General features: G+C 27.6%; 17 protein-coding genes. 9 read left to right on the top strand and 8 right to left on the bottom strand.

The features are described from left to right. Positions 1-63: 63 nt before the first annotated feature. Positions 64-366 carry an HU family DNA-binding protein gene (locus L8V82_RS02270; protein WP_039619003.1) on the bottom strand — a complete coding sequence of 101 codons (303 nt, stop codon included), beginning with the start codon at positions 364-366 and terminating at the stop codon, positions 64-66. Between the two features lie 92 nt (positions 367-458). After that, positions 459-1,373, bottom strand: a complete 915-nt coding sequence (gene waaF, locus L8V82_RS02265) for a lipopolysaccharide heptosyltransferase II (RefSeq protein WP_263723858.1) — start codon at positions 1,371-1,373, stop codon at positions 459-461. Positions 1,374-1,425: 52 nt separating this feature from the next. On the opposite strand from waaF, the gene L8V82_RS02260 reads away from it, so the two are divergent. Further along, entirely contained in the window at positions 1,426-2,241 is an 816-nt protein-coding gene (locus L8V82_RS02260; protein ID WP_263723857.1) for a glycosyltransferase family 2 protein, read from the top strand. Next, positions 2,229-2,957, top strand: coding sequence for a glycosyltransferase family 25 protein (locus L8V82_RS02255; RefSeq protein ID WP_263689680.1), 729 nt, complete (start codon positions 2,229-2,231; stop codon positions 2,955-2,957). The genes L8V82_RS02260 and L8V82_RS02255 overlap by 13 nt, the downstream gene beginning before the upstream one ends. Before the next feature lie 2 nt (positions 2,958-2,959). Here L8V82_RS02255 and L8V82_RS02250 read toward each other — a convergent pair whose 3' ends face one another. Together L8V82_RS02250 and L8V82_RS02245 are read right to left on the bottom strand one after the other, a co-directional pair. After that, complete coding sequence (locus tag L8V82_RS02250; RefSeq protein ID WP_412175309.1) at positions 2,960-4,033, bottom strand: hypothetical protein; 1,074 nt, start codon at positions 4,031-4,033, stop codon at positions 2,960-2,962. After that, positions 4,027-5,412 (bottom strand): hypothetical protein, encoded by a 1,386-nt coding sequence (locus tag L8V82_RS02245; RefSeq protein WP_263689682.1) that lies wholly within the window; start codon positions 5,410-5,412, stop codon positions 4,027-4,029. The genes L8V82_RS02250 and L8V82_RS02245 overlap by 7 nt, the downstream gene beginning before the upstream one ends. Positions 5,413-5,478: 66 nt before the next feature. On the opposite strand from L8V82_RS02245, the gene L8V82_RS02240 reads away from it, so the two are divergent. Beyond that, positions 5,479-6,438, top strand: a complete 960-nt coding sequence (locus tag L8V82_RS02240; protein WP_263723855.1) for a glycosyltransferase family 2 protein — start codon at positions 5,479-5,481, stop codon at positions 6,436-6,438. Next, positions 6,419-7,624, top strand: a complete 1,206-nt coding sequence (locus tag L8V82_RS02235) for a glycosyltransferase family 8 protein (protein WP_263723854.1) — start codon at positions 6,419-6,421, stop codon at positions 7,622-7,624. The genes L8V82_RS02240 and L8V82_RS02235 overlap by 20 nt, the downstream gene beginning before the upstream one ends. Here L8V82_RS02235 and L8V82_RS02230 read toward each other — a convergent pair. From L8V82_RS02230 to waaC, 4 genes are read right to left on the bottom strand one after another with little or no spacing between them, the layout of a single operon-like run. Beyond that, positions 7,613-8,668, bottom strand: a complete 1,056-nt coding sequence (locus tag L8V82_RS02230) for a glycosyltransferase family 4 protein (protein ID WP_263723853.1) — start codon at positions 8,666-8,668, stop codon at positions 7,613-7,615. The two genes, L8V82_RS02235 and L8V82_RS02230, sit on opposite strands and share 12 nt — an antisense overlap. Next, positions 8,665-10,212: a glycosyltransferase family 2 protein gene (locus tag L8V82_RS02225; protein WP_263723852.1), complete on the bottom strand. Its 1,548-nt coding sequence runs from the start codon at positions 10,210-10,212 to the stop codon at positions 8,665-8,667. The genes L8V82_RS02230 and L8V82_RS02225 overlap by 4 nt, the downstream gene beginning before the upstream one ends. Before the next feature lie 8 nt (positions 10,213-10,220). After that, positions 10,221-11,093, bottom strand: coding sequence for a lipid A biosynthesis lauroyl acyltransferase (locus L8V82_RS02220; RefSeq protein WP_263723851.1), 873 nt, complete (start codon positions 11,091-11,093; stop codon positions 10,221-10,223). Next, positions 11,090-12,109, bottom strand: a complete 1,020-nt coding sequence (gene waaC, locus L8V82_RS02215) for a lipopolysaccharide heptosyltransferase I (RefSeq protein WP_263723850.1) — start codon at positions 12,107-12,109, stop codon at positions 11,090-11,092. Before waaC ends, L8V82_RS02220 begins: the two co-directional genes overlap by 4 nt. A gap of 66 nt (positions 12,110-12,175) precedes the next feature. On the opposite strand from waaC, the gene L8V82_RS02210 reads away from it, so the two are divergent. The 5 genes from L8V82_RS02210 to L8V82_RS02190 are packed head-to-tail and all read left to right on the top strand — an operon-like array spanning position 12,176 to position 17,851. Beyond that, positions 12,176-12,955 carry a 3'-5' exonuclease gene (locus tag L8V82_RS02210; protein ID WP_214118359.1) on the top strand — a complete coding sequence of 260 codons (780 nt, stop codon included), beginning with the start codon at positions 12,176-12,178 and terminating at the stop codon, positions 12,953-12,955. A gap of 58 nt (positions 12,956-13,013) precedes the next feature. Beyond that, positions 13,014-14,000 carry a UDP-glucose 4-epimerase GalE gene (gene galE, locus L8V82_RS02205; protein WP_263723849.1) on the top strand — a complete coding sequence of 329 codons (987 nt, stop codon included), beginning with the start codon at positions 13,014-13,016 and terminating at the stop codon, positions 13,998-14,000. Further along, complete coding sequence (locus L8V82_RS02200) at positions 13,994-15,688, top strand: ABC transporter ATP-binding protein (protein WP_263723848.1); 1,695 nt, start codon at positions 13,994-13,996, stop codon at positions 15,686-15,688. The genes galE and L8V82_RS02200 overlap by 7 nt, the downstream gene beginning before the upstream one ends. After that, positions 15,685-16,749 (top strand): glycosyltransferase, encoded by a 1,065-nt coding sequence (locus tag L8V82_RS02195; protein WP_263723847.1) that lies wholly within the window; start codon positions 15,685-15,687, stop codon positions 16,747-16,749. The genes L8V82_RS02200 and L8V82_RS02195 overlap by 4 nt, the downstream gene beginning before the upstream one ends. A 1-nt stretch (position 16,750) precedes the next feature. Beyond that, a complete protein-coding gene (locus L8V82_RS02190) occupies positions 16,751-17,851 on the top strand; it encodes a glycosyltransferase (protein ID WP_263723846.1) in 1,101 nt (366 codons plus the stop codon). The last annotated feature ends 1 nt before the right edge of the window (position 17,852 follow it).

Here is a 17,852-nt window from a genome sequence, read left to right as displayed (position 1 = left end):
AAAAGAAAATTAATACTTAATTATGGAGAAAAACGCAAAAGTTGGAAACTTTTGCGCAAAGAATTATTTTTTAGCTTTTTTAGCAGTTTTAGCAGCAGCAACTGCGTCTTTAAGGTTTTTACCTACTTTAAATTTAGCAACTTTAGTAGCAGGTACTTTGATAGTAGCACCAGTGCTTGGTACTCTAGCTTCTCTAGCAGCTCTTTCAGCCACAGAAAATGTACCAAAACCGATAAAGCTAATGCTATCACCTTTAGCTAATACATCAGTAATAGTAGCGATTACTGCATCAGTAGCTGCAGTTGCATCTTTTTTAGTTAGCCCAGCAGTTTGAGCAACTTGAGAAATAAAATCTGCTTTAGTCATAAAAAGCTCCTTGATTAAAAATGATTGTTAAGTTTAACACATTTATCAAGCTTTTGCAAGAGGTTTAAACCCAAATCACAAAGAAAAATATGTTAAAAAAATGTTTTTGCTAAATTTATTACCACTTCAGGCTTTAAGTCTTTCATACATTTGTGATGTTTTAAAGGGCAGACCTTTTGCATACAAGGCATACAAGCTAAATTTAAATGTGCTATTTTAGCATTTTCTTGCCAAGGTGAGGTTTGACTAAATTTAGTCGAGCCAAAAACAGCCACTGTTTTCACCCCATAAGCTGCACCTATATGCATAGGACCACTATCGTTTGTGATGAGTAAATCAAGCATAGAAATATTTTTACATAAAGTATAAATGCTAGTTTTACCACAAAGATTTTTTACTTTTATGCCTTCTTTTAAAAGAAAATGTTCAATTTCATTACAAATTTCTCTCTCACTTTCCACTCCAAAGATTAAAATTTGATGAGTGGAACTAAATTCTTTTGCTACCCTTGCAAAATAGCTTGCTTCCCATCTTTTCGCACTTCCAAAATGTGCGCCCGGATTTATACCTAAAAGTTTTTGAGTTGATTTTGCTTTTATAGGGAGTTTTAAAGAATTTGAAGTGGCTTTAAAATTTAAAGCTTTTTCTATGAAATTTAAGTATTTTAAGACTTGATGTTCTTCTTTTAGAATATTTTTATCAAAATAAAACCTTTTTTTTGCTTTGATTAGATTTAAAATGATCTTGCTTGAAAATGCCGAGCGAAATGAAAAAGCTAGATCAAATTTACCAAGGTTTTTTCTAGCTTTTAAAATTTGTTTATATCTTTGCTTTTTATTTTCTACTAAAATTTGAGTATTTTCAAAGCGTTTAAAAAGCTCTGTACTCACAAAAGAACCATAAAAAGTAAATTTAGCTTGGGGGTATTTTTCTTTTATAGCATAAATAGCTGCACTAGCCATTACTGCATCGCCAAGCCAAGTAGGAAGATTGATAAAAATATTCATGATTTTCCTTAAAAATAAAAGCTATAATTATACCAAAAAATAAAGAGCTAAAATGAGTCAAATTTCCATCATACTGCCAACTTATAATGTAGAAAAATATATAGCTAGAGCATTAGAAAGTTGTATTAACCAAACTTTTAAAGATATAGAAATCATTGTTGTAGATGATTGTGGAAGCAATAAAAGTATAGATATAGCTAAAGAATATGCTAGTAAAGATGATAGAATAAAAATCATACATAATGAAGAAAATTTAGGAACCTTTGCTAGTAGAAATATAGGTGTATTAAATTCAAGCTCACCTTATATAATGTTTTTAGATCCTGATGATTATTTAGAACTTAATACTTGTGAGCTTGGTTTTGAAAAAATTAAAAATGTAGATATGGTAGTGTTTGATGCATATGTGCATAGGGTGAAATTTAAGAAATTTTATAGATTTAAGCAAGATGAATACTATAATAAAGATGATTTTTTGGAATTTTTACTTAGGCAAAAACATTTTTGTTGGAGTGTTTGGGCAAAAGTATATAAGAAAAATTTGATTTTAAAAAGCTTTGAATATGTTGATTTTAAAGAAAAACTTTGTTATGGAGAAGATGTGCTTTTTAACTATATAAATTTTATGCTAAGCGAAAGTTTCTTTGTGTCAAAAGAATGTATATATCATTACGAGTTTAATGAAAATGGTAGATATGAAAACAAAAATAAAGAAATTTTATGGCAAAATTACCAACATAAAAATCAAAGTTTAAAATACATTAAAAAATTAACTAATATTTTTCCACATAAGCATTTTAGTGAAAAAATATTAGAAGTTTTAGAGAAAGAAATTTTAGGGTTAGAGAGTAGAGTTTGGAAAAAGTAAAAGTTTTTATCATCAATTTAGAACGCTCAGAAGATAGAAAAAATTTTATGAAAGAACAGATTCAAAAACTCTTCACATATAATCCGAATTTAAAAAATCAACTAGAATTTAAATTTTTTAAAGCTATCGATGGTTCTAAAAATGAGCATTTACAGTTTAAAAGCCACTTCCCATGGTGGTGTCAATTTGTACTTGGACGCGAACTTAGCGATAGTGAAAAATCATGCTTTGCATCTCATTATAGTTTATGGAAAAAATGTCTAGAACTTAATAGCCCTATCATCATTTTAGAAGATGATATCATCTTTAGTGATGAGCTTTTAAACAACCCGAACATCATTGAAAAACTACTAAATAGCAATTATGAATACATAAGATTTTATTATCTTTTTGATAAAAAAATACACCATTTAAATAACAATTTTTACATAAGTTATGAGAATATTGGTGGCACGCAAGGATACTTTATACACCCAAATGCTGCAAAAAAGTTTATTAAAAAAGCAAAATATTGGTTTAAGCCCGTAGATGATTATATGGATATGTATTATTACAATAAAACGCAAAACACCATCTATAAACCATTTTTACTTGACTTAAATCATGTAGAAACTACCATAACACAAAGAAAAAAGAAACTTAATATACCTTCCAAAATTATAAGAGAGATTATAAGATTTTATTTTTACATTTTGAAATCTCTATCTAAAAATTAGCTTCAAAAAATATAATCTTTTGTATCATATTGTTCTTTTTTATCAAATTTCGAATAATCAAATTGATTTTTGAAAGATAGAATTTTCTCTTTTTCTAACAATTTAACATCAATATAACTTTTATACTTAAAAAAATCATTTTTCATAAAATCATCTACTGAAATCAATTCCACGTCATCAATAGTGTTATGTTTTCTTATTTTCTCACATGGAAAATGGTAATTTAATAATTCTGTATGAAATATCTTATATCTCTTTATGTTCATTTTTTCTAAATAATATATTTTTTTTCCTATAATATCTCTATTTTCTTGCCAACGCAAATTAATATTCTTAATTAAAAACTGATCGTTTCCTACATTATTTAAACAACCAAATTTTGGAAATCTTCGTATATAAACATCATTGTTTTTATAAATAAAGTCCATTCTAGAATAAGCTACTAAGTCAAAATTATCTCTAGGAATATAAAAACTCTTATACAGTTTTTGTGCATCATAGATATGATCTACATCAATTTTCACTAACCATTCATTTTGAGGTATATATTTCATTAAAAAATTACAGTAATAATAAAATTTATTAATATCTTCCTTTGGATTATTAATATCGACATTGTAAGGGTATTTAATTGGTATGAAAGTCGGATACTGCTTGCAAAATTCCAAAATAATTTCTTCACTACCATCTGTACAATCATTATATCCTATCACTCCTCTTTGTATAGCCGGTAAAATACTCTCCAATGAAGCTCTTAAAGTAATAGCTTCATTTTTCACTCTTATATACGCCCAAGGATTTAATGATGATTTTGGATTTTTTGATTCCAAATCAAAACTAAAAAAACCTTCATGTTTACCACTACACAATTTATTAATACCTATAAAATGCTCATTATTAACACTCTGTATTTTTTTCAGAATTCCACTAGGAATTTTACTATCAATATCATCAAAATATAATTGCTTTGGTCCTATAAAAAAATTTCTTATTTTTTTTCTATATTTTTTACTAAAACAAAAAAGACAAATCATTCTACTTAAAAAGAATTTTATATAATATATATTCATTAAAATCTCTTTCTTAAATAAGTTTTTTTCAAAAGCTTTCCTAGTGTAATTTTATGGCGTTTTTTGTGAAAATATTTTGGAATACACTCAAGACTTTTGAGATAAATATCATAAATATGTTTATATTTTGGAGAATTATTTATGTGATAGTTGATAAGTAATTTCAAAAAAGAGCTTTCGCCTTTATTTGGCAAAAGTAAACTCATAAATTCTTTCTTTCTAGTTTTAAAAATTTCTTGGAGATACTCTTCAGCTGCTTTTATTTTTCCTTGTTTCATTAAACAATCTACAATATATATTCTATACTTATCATTTTCATTGTCAAATTCTAACGCCATCTTTAAGTAACTTTCAAGAATTTCAAATTTTTCATTATTCTTCAATCCGCTTAAATATAAATGAAACAATGAGAATGCTTTTTGATCTGGATGCAATTTTAACAAATTAAAATTTTTTTTCATTACATTATAAAATTCTTTTTTGCTAAATAATTCATAAGGATTAATATGTTGTCCATGTCCGGCAATTATAGACGATAATCTAGTTACAGCCGAATAAGTTCCATAAATTTTATCTGCTTTTGACATTAAAGTTATATCGTATATCAACATTTGAGTTGGTGTTAAAGAATCAAAATCTCTCAAATCATTGGCGAAGAAAATATTTTTGGATTTCACTATTCTCAATATTTCTTCTACAGAAGAAATATCATCTGTAAAGACAACTATTTTATTTCCCAAAGATAATTCTTTTTGTATTATCTCGATAGCTATTTCGTATGGAGTTGCATGATATGTTGTACTAAGATTATACTTCCTAAAATTAGCATATGAATAGACTGTATCACCATTTCTAATATGTAATGCTATATAGTTTTCTATTTTTTCAGCTTGTTTTTTTGCGCTAGTTATGATATCAAAAATTTTCGGAGTAAAAACAATCTCATTTTCCCATATATATTTTGCCTGTTTTAAATAATCCTCTTTATCAACATCTTTCCAATAATACATCATCCAAAAAGGAGCCTCATAAAAGGTTTTATCTCCTTTTTTAATACATTCTTCAAAATGCTTTAGTCCATTTACACTTTCTTTATATACAGAAAAAATATCATTAATTTTTGATTGTTCAATACAATAAGCATTTATAAAATTTTGAGCAAATATATCTTCTTTAAGGTCTATATTAGTAGATATTATTTTTTGATTTGAAAAACTTTTATCAACTTGCAAATTCATTTCTGTTGCTACTAGCTTTTCAATAGATTCACTCCAAGTAAAACAAGGCTTAATATTGTTCCTTTTAGCTACATAAAAAGCACTTATCAGTCCTAAAAATCTAGTTCCATTACTATCTTCTCTATTTGAAATAATAAATTTTTCCATTTTACTCCAAAAATTTTTTAATATAATTATTGCTATAATTATAACATACTTTATTAAAGAGCTAAAATGAGTCAAATTTCCATCATATTACCAACTTATAATGTAGAAAAATATATAGCTAGAGCATTAGAAACTTGTATAAATCAAACCTTTAAAGATATAGAAATCATTGTAGTAGATGATTGTGGAGATGATAAAAGTATAGATATAGCTAAAGAATATGCTAGTAAAGATGATAGAATAAAAATCATATACAATGAAGAAAATTTGGGAACTTTTGCTAGTAGAAATATAGGTGTATTAAATTCAAGTTCACCCTATATAATGTTTTTAGATCCTGATGATTATTTAGAGCTTAATGCTTGTGAGCTTGGGTTTGAAAAAATCAAAAATGTAGATGTGGTAGTGTTTAACTACAAAATAGAGCAAGAAAATAACACTTTTATAAATACCAATATTAAATTTAACAAACCATTAATAAAAATTGATATTTTTTTATTGCACTATTGTATACATAGCACAAAACACGAACTCATACATTCAATGTTTAATAAAATTTATAAGAAGAATCTTTATATTAATTCAATAAGCAATTATATATCAGCAAAAAAAAGAATACTCATGGGGGAAGATGTATTTACAAATTTCTTATATTTATTAAACTCTAAAAGCATTTATATAGAAAATCAAATTTTATATTGTTATTGCTATAATCCCAATTCAGCTACAAAGGAAAATACAAACAAAAATAAAATTTTAAACTTTATTGAAGATTTAACCTTTATAATATCTCAATTAAAAATCTTATTAAGAAGTTCAAAAAAAGAATTTAAAATTGCATTAAAAATTGCTATATATAATTTAAGTATACATAAAATAGATTTAACATATAAATACACAAATAAAAATTTTTTTGAAAAAATTTTCCTTAAAATACAAAGAAAAAAAATTAAAATTAAAAAAAATATCCAAATAAAAAATGCTAAAAATATCCTAAAGGAAGCAAATGTATCACATTGTTTTTAGTGCAGATGAAAATTATATTAAATACACAGCTGTTTTGATTACAAGCATTATTAAAAATACAGATAAAAATAAATTTTATCAAGAAAACGAAATATATTATTTTCATATTTTAAGTAATGCTATTAGTAATCATACTAAAAACAAACTTCAAAAATTAGAACAAGAACTTAATTTAACCTTCCCATGCAAAATACAAATTCATATTCAATATGATGATGATTTTAAACATTATCCTATCAGTGGAGCTGCTCATAGCTCAAAACTTCCTTATTATAGATTAAAATTAAATTCTATATTAGATGATGAAATAAACACTTGTTTATATTTAGATTCTGATATGTTATGTTTGTGTGATATAAGAGAAATTTTTACTATTAATTTAGAAGGAAAAATAGCCGGTGTTATAGGCGACCCTGGTTCCAAACGTGCAAAAATAAAATTTAAAGAAAATAATCAAAAACACACTTTGCATTTTGATGAAAATTATTTTAATTCAGGTTTTTTACTTATCAATCTAAAAGAGTGGAAAAAACATAATATAGAACAAAAATGCGAGGATTTAGCTAGTAAATGCTACTACATAAAAGCTGCTGATCAAGATTTACTTAACGCCACCATAAAACCACAATATCAACTAAAGCTTGATTTTTCATATAATTTCAATATTATCACTCTCTTTTATGCTATATGTAAAAACGAGCAAACAAATAGACTTAACTACACAAGAGATGAATTTACCAAAAGTGCAAAAACACCTAAAATTTTACATTATGGAGAAAAACCTTGGAAATTTTTAAAATCATACACAGATTTGCAAGGTAAAAATATAAATGATTATTGGTGGCAAATAGCAGAAAAAACACCTATTTTTAATGAAGAATTGCTCGAACAAAAAGCAAACATTAAAGATCATTTGCTTTATAGTGCTTTGGGATTTGAGCTTTTAAAAGCTATAAAAAGTTTTAATTTTGCAAAAATATCATCTTTGATTCATAATACTAAAAAAGATGAGTATTTTTTAAAAGAACCACAAAAGATTAATGATGATATTTTTGGACTTTGTTGCATGCTTGGAGAAAGTATTTTATATGCAAGAAAAAATCAAAAAAACACCTTCAGTGTTTTTTTAAAAGCTATCAAAATGCTCAAAAATTTTAAAAAATACGCAAACAAATCAAGAGTTTAATAACTCTTGCCATTTTTGCATAACTTTTTCTTTAGAGAAGTTATGAGAAATATTTTCTTTTGCTCTTTGTCCCATTTGTTTTCTTAAATTTTCATCATCCATAAACAAACAAAGCTTATTTGCAAATTCTTGCAAATTACCATCCTCGATTAAATATCCACTTTTATCATTTTCTATAATATCGCTAGGACCTGTATTGATATCAAAAGAAATCAAAGGAATTTTATAAGAACTAGCTTCAACTAAAACCATAGGAAATCCTTCCCATTTACTTGTCATTACATAAATACTAGCATTTAAATATTCTTTTTCTATGTCTTTAGTAAAAGGTTTTAAGATAATTGAATTTTCTAAATTATTTTCTTTTATTTTATTTTCTATAGTATTTTTAAACTCACCTTCTCCTACTATAATTAAAGTCCATTCTTTGTATTTTACATTTTTTTGCACAAGCTTCCAAATTTCAATAAGCCTTAAAAAACCCTTTTCATCATTTGCTGTCATACGGCCTATACTTAAAATATTTTTTTGACTTAAAGTAGAATTTATATTAGACAAACAAGGTAAAAAATTTGGTATAACCCAAACATTCTTATGATATTTTCTCCACTGATCAATTTGCTTGGCCGATAACACCACTAAAGTATCAAAATAATTATTTTTAAATCGATATTTTTTAAAATGATTATGAATAAAATTAATATATTTTGTATTCTTATTTTTAAAGAAAGGAAAATGAGGACAATTATTAAAAATCATCACATCAACATCTTTATATCTTTGTTTTAGCAAAAAACTCTCATAATGCTTATAATATAACTTATAAAATAATCTTTCTTTTTTTACATCAACTCTTGATTTGCTATGCAAGTAATCTATTTTAATATTGTTATTTAATTCATAAGCTACATCAACTCCTTGTTTATAAAAACTAAAAATTTTTACATCATATCCAAGCTCAAAAAGTGCATTTGCTAAATTTACGACAACCCTTTCAGCACCACCTCCTATAGTGATATCCCCAATAAGTAATAAAATTTTCATTTCCAAGTCACTTTTTTATTTTTGATAGTATCAAGATAAATTTGATGATTGATTTCGAGCATATTTTTGCTATTTTCTTCATGGTAAATATGATAAGCTAGGGCATTAAATTTTAATCTTTTAAATACTCCATTGTTAAACAAAAACCTAGCTACAAACTCGCTATCTTCCCTACCCCAGCCTATAAATTTTTCATTAAAACCTTCAATGGCTTCAAAATCACTTTTATAAAAGCTCATATTACAACCTCTTATGCCTTTAACAAGTTGTGATTTTTTAAAAAATTTCTTAGTTAATTTTGAAAATTTATATACACATTTAGCTAAAAAAATATTTCTTTGATTTTTAAAACCCTTTTTATCAAATGCCAAGCTAAAATCATTTTTATCTAAAAGCTTTTTACTTTCACTTTCATTTAAAATTACTCTAGAGCCTTGCAAAAATATTTTTTTTTGTGCAAATTTCAAATGATCAGCTACAAAACTTTTTTCTAAAATCATATCTCCATCTATAACGATTATATATTCACTTTTAGAAGCTTTAATAGCTTTGTTTCTAATCTCACTTAGTCTAAACCCCTCATCTTCTTGCCAAATATGCTCTAACTTGCAAGGAAAATCTTTTTGATAAGCTTGTATAAGTTTAGCTGTATCTTCCCTGCTTCCATCATCAGCTATTAAAACCTCATCTGGTAAAGGCTCTAAGTTTTTAACGCTATCAAGCACCAAAGCAAGTCTTTCTTTTTGATTATAGGTTGTGATAATCAAAGCACAAGTTTTTGGCTTTTGTTTTTTTAACTCATACAATTTCATATATTTAAAAAAAGCTCCAAGTCCATTGCAAGTACTTATGATAAAGCCTTTATAACCATAAAAAATTCCCTTTTTTAAAACATAATTTCTAAAAAAAGTCCAAATTCCTCTTAGCAATGCCTTGCAAACACTACTTTCTTTGTGTAAATTTTGCAAAGCCCAAAGTTTGGAGTATTTTTGAAGCTTATCTAATAAACTATCGATATCATCAAATGCAAAATGCCTCAAACCATTTTGCAACTTAATCTTTTTACTATCTTCATGTAAAATCAAACTCTCATGCACCAAATTTTCATTAAAACTAGTATGGGTTTTATTAAACACACGCATTACATAATCAGGCCACCACCCACAAGCTTTAATCCACTCTCCATTATATAAATTTTCTCTTGGCAAAGCTATGATATCTTCTTTATTAGGCTCAATTTGCGCTAATTCTTGTAAAAATTCTTTCTTAGCAAGCTCATCTGCGTCAACATTAAAAATCCAATCATTACTAGCATAACTTATGGCTAAATTTTTCAAAGATCCAAAACCTATAAATTTATGCTGATAAATCTTGATATTTTTATAACTTTTACTAAATTCATAAGCGATTTTCAAAGTATCATCATTACTATCATTTTCTATTAAAACTATCTCGCCAAATTCTTGCAAAGATTCCAAGCAAGCTTTTAAAGTTTTTTGAGCATTTTTAACAATCATTATCACACTAATTTGCTTTAAATCCATTTTATATCCTATAAATATAATTCATGATTGTATCTTTTAAATCTCTTATGAAAGAAAAAATACTCATCAGGTTTAAATTTAATCATCTCTTCACAACACTTTGCTTGATACTTAGTAAGCTCTTCTATACTTGCCTTACTTGCGTCTAAAGCCTTAAAAGTTTTTACAAAAAATTTCTCATCTTTTTGATACACAAAACAAGGTAAAACCATAGCATTTGTTTTTTTAGCAAGCACACTTGCACCTGCTATAAAATTTACTTCTTGATTAAAATATTGTATTTTTACACTTTCACTATCCACTGCATCTTGATCGGTTAAAATTCCAAGTGATCTACCTTCTTTTAAGGCTTTTAGCATTTTTTTAAGACCACCCTTTTTTTCTATAAGCTCTATGTTAAACTGCGTGCGATTTTTACTTAAAATTTTATCCATTATCACGCTATCAAGCGCTCTTCCAACTATGGAAATTCCTTGAAACTTAGCCCCAAAAGATAAAGCCAAAAGCTCCCAGTTACCATAATGGGCCGTAGTTACGATCAAGGGTCTTTTACTTTGCATTATATTTAAAATTTGCTCCTCATCATCAAAGCAAATTTTATTGATGATTTCTTCTTTACTTGCATTTTGATTTTTGATAAAATCAATCCCAAATTTAGCAAAATTTTTATAGATATTATGGCTAGTTTCATCACGCCATTTTTGATCTTTTTTAGGAAAGCAAATTTTTAAGTTTGTATCAATGATTTTGCGGTGTTTGTGATTAAGTCTATAAGTGATCAAAGCAACCAAATTTGCAAAAGAGCTTAAAAGTTTTGAAGGTAAAATCTTCACAAGAACTTTTAACATGTAAAAAAGGCTTAGATATACATAATTTATCATTTTTTTAAAAGCTCACAAGCAAGTTTAAAAATATCTTTTTCATCGATATTTTGTATGCAAAAATCACTCTTATCTATATGCTTTGAATGCAGTATTTTTTTACCTGCATTGATTGTTTTGTTGATATTTGTTTCATAAGCATTTCTTTGACTAGGAGTAGCACCAAAAATCGTTATAGAAGGCTTGTTTAATGCAAAGGCTAAATGAGTAGGCCCGCTATCATTTCCGATGATTAGATCGCTTGCCTTAGTTAAAGCACAAAGCTCACTTAAGCTTAATTTTGGCGCAAGTTCTATTTTCAAATGTTTTAAATTTAAAACTATATCTTTAGCAAAATTAAACTCATTAACATTGCCCCAACCAAGCATGATTTTTGCACTAGTAAAATACTCTAAAAGCATTCTACAAAGTAGTATCAAACGCTCTTTTGGATAAATTTTATTAGGCATAGATGAGCCTATATGTATGAGTATATTTGGCGCACTTTCACTTAAAGAAAGCCTTTGTTCTAAGCTTTCTTTTAACTCATCATCTACACTAAAACAACTTTGTTTTAACTCTATATCGCTATGATCAAAATGCTCATTTAGCACATAAGCTACCAAAGAAAGATTACGCACGATAATATTTTCTTCATAATTACACGCAAATTTATGCGTATAAAAATTGCTCGCAAAGCCCTCTTTTATGCTTTCTTGATCAAAACCAAAAGTATTAGCACATAAAAATTTACTCACTAAAGCAGATTTAATCAAACCTTGCAGATCAATCACAACATCATATTTGTTTTGTCTTGCTTCAAAAAGCATAGCAAAAACTTCTTTGAATTTTCTATCTTTTAAAGGCAGGGCATATACTTCATTGATCATTGGATGATCTTGCAATAATCCTGCAAATCTTGTATCCACAAACCAATCAATACTCGCCTTAGGATAATGCTTTTTAATAAATTGTAAAACAATTACCGCATGGATGATATCTCCAAGTGCGGATAACTTAACCAAACCTATTTTCATATACTACTTTATTTTTAAATTTTCTGTTATGATTTTAACAAAGATTTTTTTAAAAAAAGGTTTATCATGCAAGAATATATTTGCGTTTTTGATTGTGAGAGCATTCCTGATGTAGAATTGATAAAACATCTTTATGATTTCAATGGCGATGATTTAAGCATTAGCAAGCAAGCTTTAGAAAGACAAAAAGAAGAAAGCGGAAGTGAATTTTTACCCCTACCTTTTCATAAAGTTGTAAGCATTTGTGCAGTGATTGCAGATAAATTTGGAAATTTCATCAAAGTCAATAAAATCAAAGGCGACAATGAAAAGCAAATGCTAGAAGAGTTTTTTAATTTCATAGACAAACACCAACCCCGCCTTGTAAGTTTTAATGGTAAAAGCTATGACATGCCTTTGCTTGTTATAAGAGCATTAAAATACAATATCAACGCAAGTGCTTATTTAGACGCAAGCGATAAATGGAATAACTACAAAAGTAAATTTGTAGAAAATAAACATTGTGATTTATTAGAATCTTTAGGAAGTTTTGGTCAAAAAGGCTTAAGACTTGACACACTTTGTGCTATGGCAGGACTTCCTGGAAAATATGATGTGCATGGAAATGAAGTATTAGAACTTTTTTATCAAAACAAATTAGAAAAAATTCACGAATACTGCGAAAGTGATGTGTTAAACACCTATATGCTATTTTTAAAATACGAACTCATCAAAGCTAATTTAACCCAAGAAGATTATCTTAATATTTTAGAAAATTTCAAAGAAGAACTTTTGCAAAAACATAGCGATAAAAGCTATCAAAAGCCATTTTTAGAGGCCATAGAAAAAGAAAAGAGCAAGTTTTGAATTAATTAAGAAAAGTATATTAAAATAACTGTTATTAAATATCACAAAAAGGATAAAAATGAAAATTTTAATCACCGGTGGCGCAGGATACATAGGCTCTCATACCTTAAAACAATTTTTAGAAACAAATCATGAAATTTGTGTATTAGATAATCTTTCAAAAGGTAGCAAAAAAAGTTTGGATGAACTTTCTAAAATCAGACCTTTTAAGTTTTTTGAGCAAGATTTAAGCGATTATGCTGGGATTAAAAAACTTTTCAAAGAGGAAAAATTTGATGCGATTGTGCATTTTGCAGCTAGTATTGAAGTTCCTGAAAGCATGGAAAATCCTTTAAAATACTATATGAACAACACTGCAAACACAAGTAATCTAATCCAAACTTGCTTAGAAACAGGTGTGAAAAAATTCATTTTTTCTTCAACCGCAGCAACTTATGGAGAGCCACAAACTCCTATTGTAGATGAGCAAAGTCCATTAGCACCGATTAATCCTTATGGGCAAAGCAAGCTTATGAGTGAAAAAGTCTTACAAGATGCTAATATGGCTCATCCTGAATTTAAATACTGCATTTTAAGATACTTCAATGTAGCAGGTGCTTGCATGAGTTATCCTATAGGTCAACGCTATCCAAAAGCTACTTTACTTATCAAGGTTGCTGCTGAAGTAGCCACAGGAAAAAGAGAAAAACTTTATATTTTTGGCGATGATTATAATACTAAAGATGGTACTTGCATTAGAGATTTTATCCATGTTGATGATATTTCAAGTGCACATTTAGCTGCTTTAGAATACTTAGAAAACAATGAAAGTAATATTTTCAATGTAGGCTATGGACATGGCTTTAGCGTAAAAGAAGTTATTGAAACCATGAAAAAAGTAAGTGGAGTAGATTTCACAGTAGAACTTGCGCCAAAAAGAGCTGGGGATCCTTCTGTGCTTATTTCAAATGCGGATAAAATCAAAACTCTAACCAACTGGAAACCAAAATATGATGATTTAGAATTAATCTGCAAAAGTGCTTATGAGTGGGAAAAACAGTGTTAAAAAAACTTTTTTTCATACTCAATGCTCATGATAAGAAATTTTTATTTGCTTTGCTAATTTTTTCTATTTTTATAGGATTTATAGAAAGCTTTGCTATTTCTTTAATCATGCCTTTTGTATCAGTGGCGAGTAATTTTGAGCTTTTAGAAAAAAGTTCCTATTTTCAACCTATATATGAGTATTTAAATTTACCAAGTTATAAGATTATTGCTTATTTTGGCTGTATATTAATCGCCTTTTATATTTTTAGAGCCTTTTTAAATGCCTTTTATTTTCATTTGCTTGCGCGTTTTTCTAAAGGGCGTTACCACAGCCTTGCTTGTCGTATTTTTGATAAATACCTACACCTTGAATATGAGAATTTTACTAATAAAAATCAATCAGAACTTTTAAAAACCATCACGCAAGAAGTATTTCATTTAAGTACTTTAATTAGTGCATTTTTACTTATGCTAAGTGAAAGCTTTGTGGTGTTTTTGCTTTATACTTTATTGCTAATTATCAACTATAAAATCACCCTAGCTCTAAGTGCTTTTTTACTTTTAAATGCTTTTATTTTGATTAAAATCCTCTCACCCTTGGTAAAAAAGGCTTCCATAGCTAGAGAAGAGGCGATGAAAAATTATTTTGAAATTTTAAATGCAAATTTAAACAACCTTAAAATCATCAAACTCAAAACCAAAGAACAAAGCACACAAAAGCTTTATGAAATTCAAAGTGGGCTTTTTGCTAAAGCAAATATTAGCAATGAAAGCATGTCAAGCATTCCTAGAATTTACCTTGAAGGTATAGGTTTTTGTATGCTTTGTTTTATTGTAGTATATTTAGTTTTAAGATATGAAAGTGATATCTCATCTATCTTAGCAACCATTACCATTTTCGTGGTGGCTCTTTATAGACTTATGCCAAGTGCTAATCGTATCATCACAAGTTATAATGAAATCACATATTATAAAAACTCTTTAGATATTATTTATAATATGCTCAATGAAAAAGAAGAAAAACTAGGCGATGAAAGTATTGAATTTAAAGAAAAAATTGTTTTGAAAAATCTTTTCTTTGCTTATAAGGGTAAGAAAAATTTATTTAAAAATTTAAATTTTGAGCTTAAGAAAAATGAAAAAATCGCTTTTATAGGTAAAAGTGGAAGTGGTAAAAGTACTTTAGTTGATCTTATCATAGGGCTTTTAAAACCAAGCGATGGAGCTATTTTTGTAGATGGAATTAAGCTTGATGAGAGCAATATAAAAAGTTTTAGAAGTAAAATTGGCTACATACCTCAACAAATTTATCTTTTTAATGATTCTATTGCTAAAAATATTAGCTTTGGAGAAGAAATAGACGAAGCGCTTTTGCATAAGGTAATCAAACAAGCTAATCTTGAAAGCTTTGTAAATTCACTTGAAGATGGAGTGCATACTAAGGTGGGTGATTCGGGTTCGTTTTTAAGTGGGGGTCAAAGACAAAGAATAGCCATAGCAAGAGCGCTTTATCAACAACCTGAAATTTTAGTTTTAGATGAAGCAACTAGCGCCCTTGATCAAGAAAGTGAAGCAAAAATCATGGAAGAAATCTATAAAATTTCAAAAGATAAAACCCTCATCATTATAGCTCATAGGCTCTCAACTATACAAGGTTGTGATAGAGTATTTGAAGTAAATCATGGGCATTTAAAGGAACAAGTATGAAAATCACTTTCATCATAGCTACTTTAAATTCAGGCGGTGCTGAAAGAGTATTGGTCACTTTAGCTAATGAACTTTGTAAAAATCATGAAATAAATATTATTAAATTTCACAAAGAAGACTCTTTTTACAAGCTTGATCCAAGAGTCAAACTTTTTACCCTAGAGCAGTTTGACTTTTCCACTCTTTATAATAAAATAGCCTCACGCATTAAAAAATTCAAAGCCTTAAAACAAGCACTTAAAGACCATAAAAGTGATGTTTTTATCTCATTTTTAGATACCACTAACATTGCTTGCGTTTGGGCAAATAAAGGTTCTAATACACCTTTAATTATTAGCGAGCATAGCTCTTATACTTATTTAAAATCTAAAATTTGGAAATTTTTACGCCGTATAAGTTTTCCTCATGCAAATGCTCTAACCGTGCTAAGTAATGATGATAAAAATTATTATGAAAACTTTGTTAAAAAAGTTATCAATATGCCAAATCCTTGTCATTTTAGCCCCATTAAAGAAAATTTAGAAAAAGAAAATAATGTCATTTTCGTAGGCAGACTTGATCATAATAAAAATGCTTCTATGTTTTTAAAAGCCATAGCAAGGCTAGATACAAATTTACAAAAACAATACAATTTTTTCATAGCAGGCGATGGAGAATTAAGACAAGATTTAGAACAAGAAGCTAAGAATTTAAATATCAAGGTTAATTTTTTAGGCAAAGTTGAAAATATGCAAGAGCTTTATAAAAAAGCAAAAATAATCTGCCTTTGCTCTTTCATAGAAGGCTTGCCAACGGTTTTACTTGAAAGTTTATATTATCAAGTAGCACGCATTAGCACTAAATACACAAGTGGCCATAAAGATTTAATTGATGATGGAAAAGATGGATTTTTAGTAGATTTAGATGATGAAAAGGCTTTAAGCGAAAAACTCGCCCTTTTATTGCAAGATGAAAATTTAAGAAAAACACTAGCGCTTAATGCACAGCAGCGATGTAAAGATTATAAAGTGGCCAATGTAGCACAAAAATGGCTTGATTTAATCAAAGAAGTAAGGGTTTAACATGAAAAAACTAGCAATTTTTATTTATTCTTTAGGAAGCGGTGGTGCTGAAAGAGTTGTATCTACGCTATTACCTGTGTTAAATTTAAAATATGAAGTACATTTGATTTTAATGAATGATAAAATATCCTATGACATTCCTGAGGTTAATATCCACTACCTTGAAAAATCAAATCCAAGCGAAAGTAATTTAGCTAAATTTTTAAAACTACCCTTGCTAGCTATGAAATACAAAAAGCTTTGCGAAGATTTAAAAATCAATTTACAATTTGTATTATTAAATAGACCTAATTATATTGCTTTAATGGCAAAATCCCTAGGACTTAAATCAACCCTTATTATCAATGAATGTACTACTCCAAGTGTGATTTATAAACATAATAATCTAAATTCTTTTATTAATAAATTTCTTATTAAAAAACTTTATAATAAAGCAGATTTAATCTTAGCAAATTCTATAGGAAACAAAGAAGATTTAATACAAAATTTCAACATAGAAGCAAAAAAATGCGATATTTTATACAATGCCATAGATTTAGAAAGTATTATAGAAAAATCTAAAGAAGAAATAGACTTTAAAGATCCTTTTATACTAAGTGTTGGTAGACTTGATCATGGTAAAAATCATGCTATGCTTATAAGGGCTTATGCAAAAGTTAAAACTGATTTAAAATTAGTCATTTTAGGCGAGGGTATTTTAAAAGATGAGCTTTTAGCTTTAATAGAAACTTTAAATTTAAAAGACAAAGTCTTTTTACTAGGTTTTGATAAAAATCCTTATAAATACATGAGTAAATGCGACTTTTTTGCTTTTGCTTCAAGTTTTGAAGGTTTTTCTAATGTTTTAATCGAATGCCTAGCTTGCAATACTGCCGTGCTTTGTACTGATCATAAAAGCGGTGCAAGGGAATTATTTTTAAATGATGAGTTTGGACTTTTAGTAAAAGTAGATGATGAAAAAGCCATGCAAGAAGGCTTAGAAAAAATGTGCAATGATGAAGCATTAAAAGCTTCATATAGACAAAAGGCTTTTTTGCGTGCAAAAGAATTTGATAAAATTAGCATAGCAAAGCAATTATTTGAATTTTTCAACAAGGCATAAA

The sequence above is a fragment of the Campylobacter sp. IFREMER_LSEM_CL2151 genome (assembly GCF_025771725.1).
In the GTDB taxonomy this organism is placed as follows: Bacteria; Campylobacterota; Campylobacteria; order Campylobacterales; family Campylobacteraceae; genus Campylobacter_D; species Campylobacter_D lari_C.
This window is presented reverse-complemented; position numbering and strand designations above follow the sequence as displayed.

Excerpts from the sequence above, each read along its gene's own strand:
- L8V82_RS02270 (WP_039619003.1), bottom strand. The coding sequence starts at position 366 with ATGACTAAAGCAGATTTTATTTCTCAAGTTGCTCAAACTGCTGGGCTA.
- waaF (WP_263723858.1), bottom strand. The coding sequence starts at position 1,373 with ATGAATATTTTTATCAATCTTCCTACTTGGCTTGGCGATGCAGTAATG.
- L8V82_RS02260 (WP_263723857.1), top strand. The coding sequence starts at position 1,426 with ATGAGTCAAATTTCCATCATACTGCCAACTTATAATGTAGAAAAATAT.
- L8V82_RS02245 (WP_263689682.1), bottom strand. The coding sequence starts at position 5,412 with ATGGAAAAATTTATTATTTCAAATAGAGAAGATAGTAATGGAACTAGA.
- L8V82_RS02240 (WP_263723855.1), top strand. The coding sequence starts at position 5,479 with ATGAGTCAAATTTCCATCATATTACCAACTTATAATGTAGAAAAATAT.
- L8V82_RS02235 (WP_263723854.1), top strand. The coding sequence starts at position 6,419 with ATGTATCACATTGTTTTTAGTGCAGATGAAAATTATATTAAATACACA.
- L8V82_RS02230 (WP_263723853.1), bottom strand. The coding sequence starts at position 8,668 with ATGAAAATTTTATTACTTATTGGGGATATCACTATAGGAGGTGGTGCT.
- L8V82_RS02225 (WP_263723852.1), bottom strand. The coding sequence starts at position 10,212 with ATGGATTTAAAGCAAATTAGTGTGATAATGATTGTTAAAAATGCTCAA.
- L8V82_RS02220 (WP_263723851.1), bottom strand. The coding sequence starts at position 11,093 with ATGATAAATTATGTATATCTAAGCCTTTTTTACATGTTAAAAGTTCTT.
- waaC (WP_263723850.1), bottom strand. The coding sequence starts at position 12,109 with ATGAAAATAGGTTTGGTTAAGTTATCCGCACTTGGAGATATCATCCAT.
- L8V82_RS02210 (WP_214118359.1), top strand. The coding sequence starts at position 12,176 with ATGCAAGAATATATTTGCGTTTTTGATTGTGAGAGCATTCCTGATGTA.
- galE (WP_263723849.1), top strand. The coding sequence starts at position 13,014 with ATGAAAATTTTAATCACCGGTGGCGCAGGATACATAGGCTCTCATACC.
- L8V82_RS02195 (WP_263723847.1), top strand. The coding sequence starts at position 15,685 with ATGAAAATCACTTTCATCATAGCTACTTTAAATTCAGGCGGTGCTGAA.
- L8V82_RS02190 (WP_263723846.1), top strand. The coding sequence starts at position 16,751 with ATGAAAAAACTAGCAATTTTTATTTATTCTTTAGGAAGCGGTGGTGCT.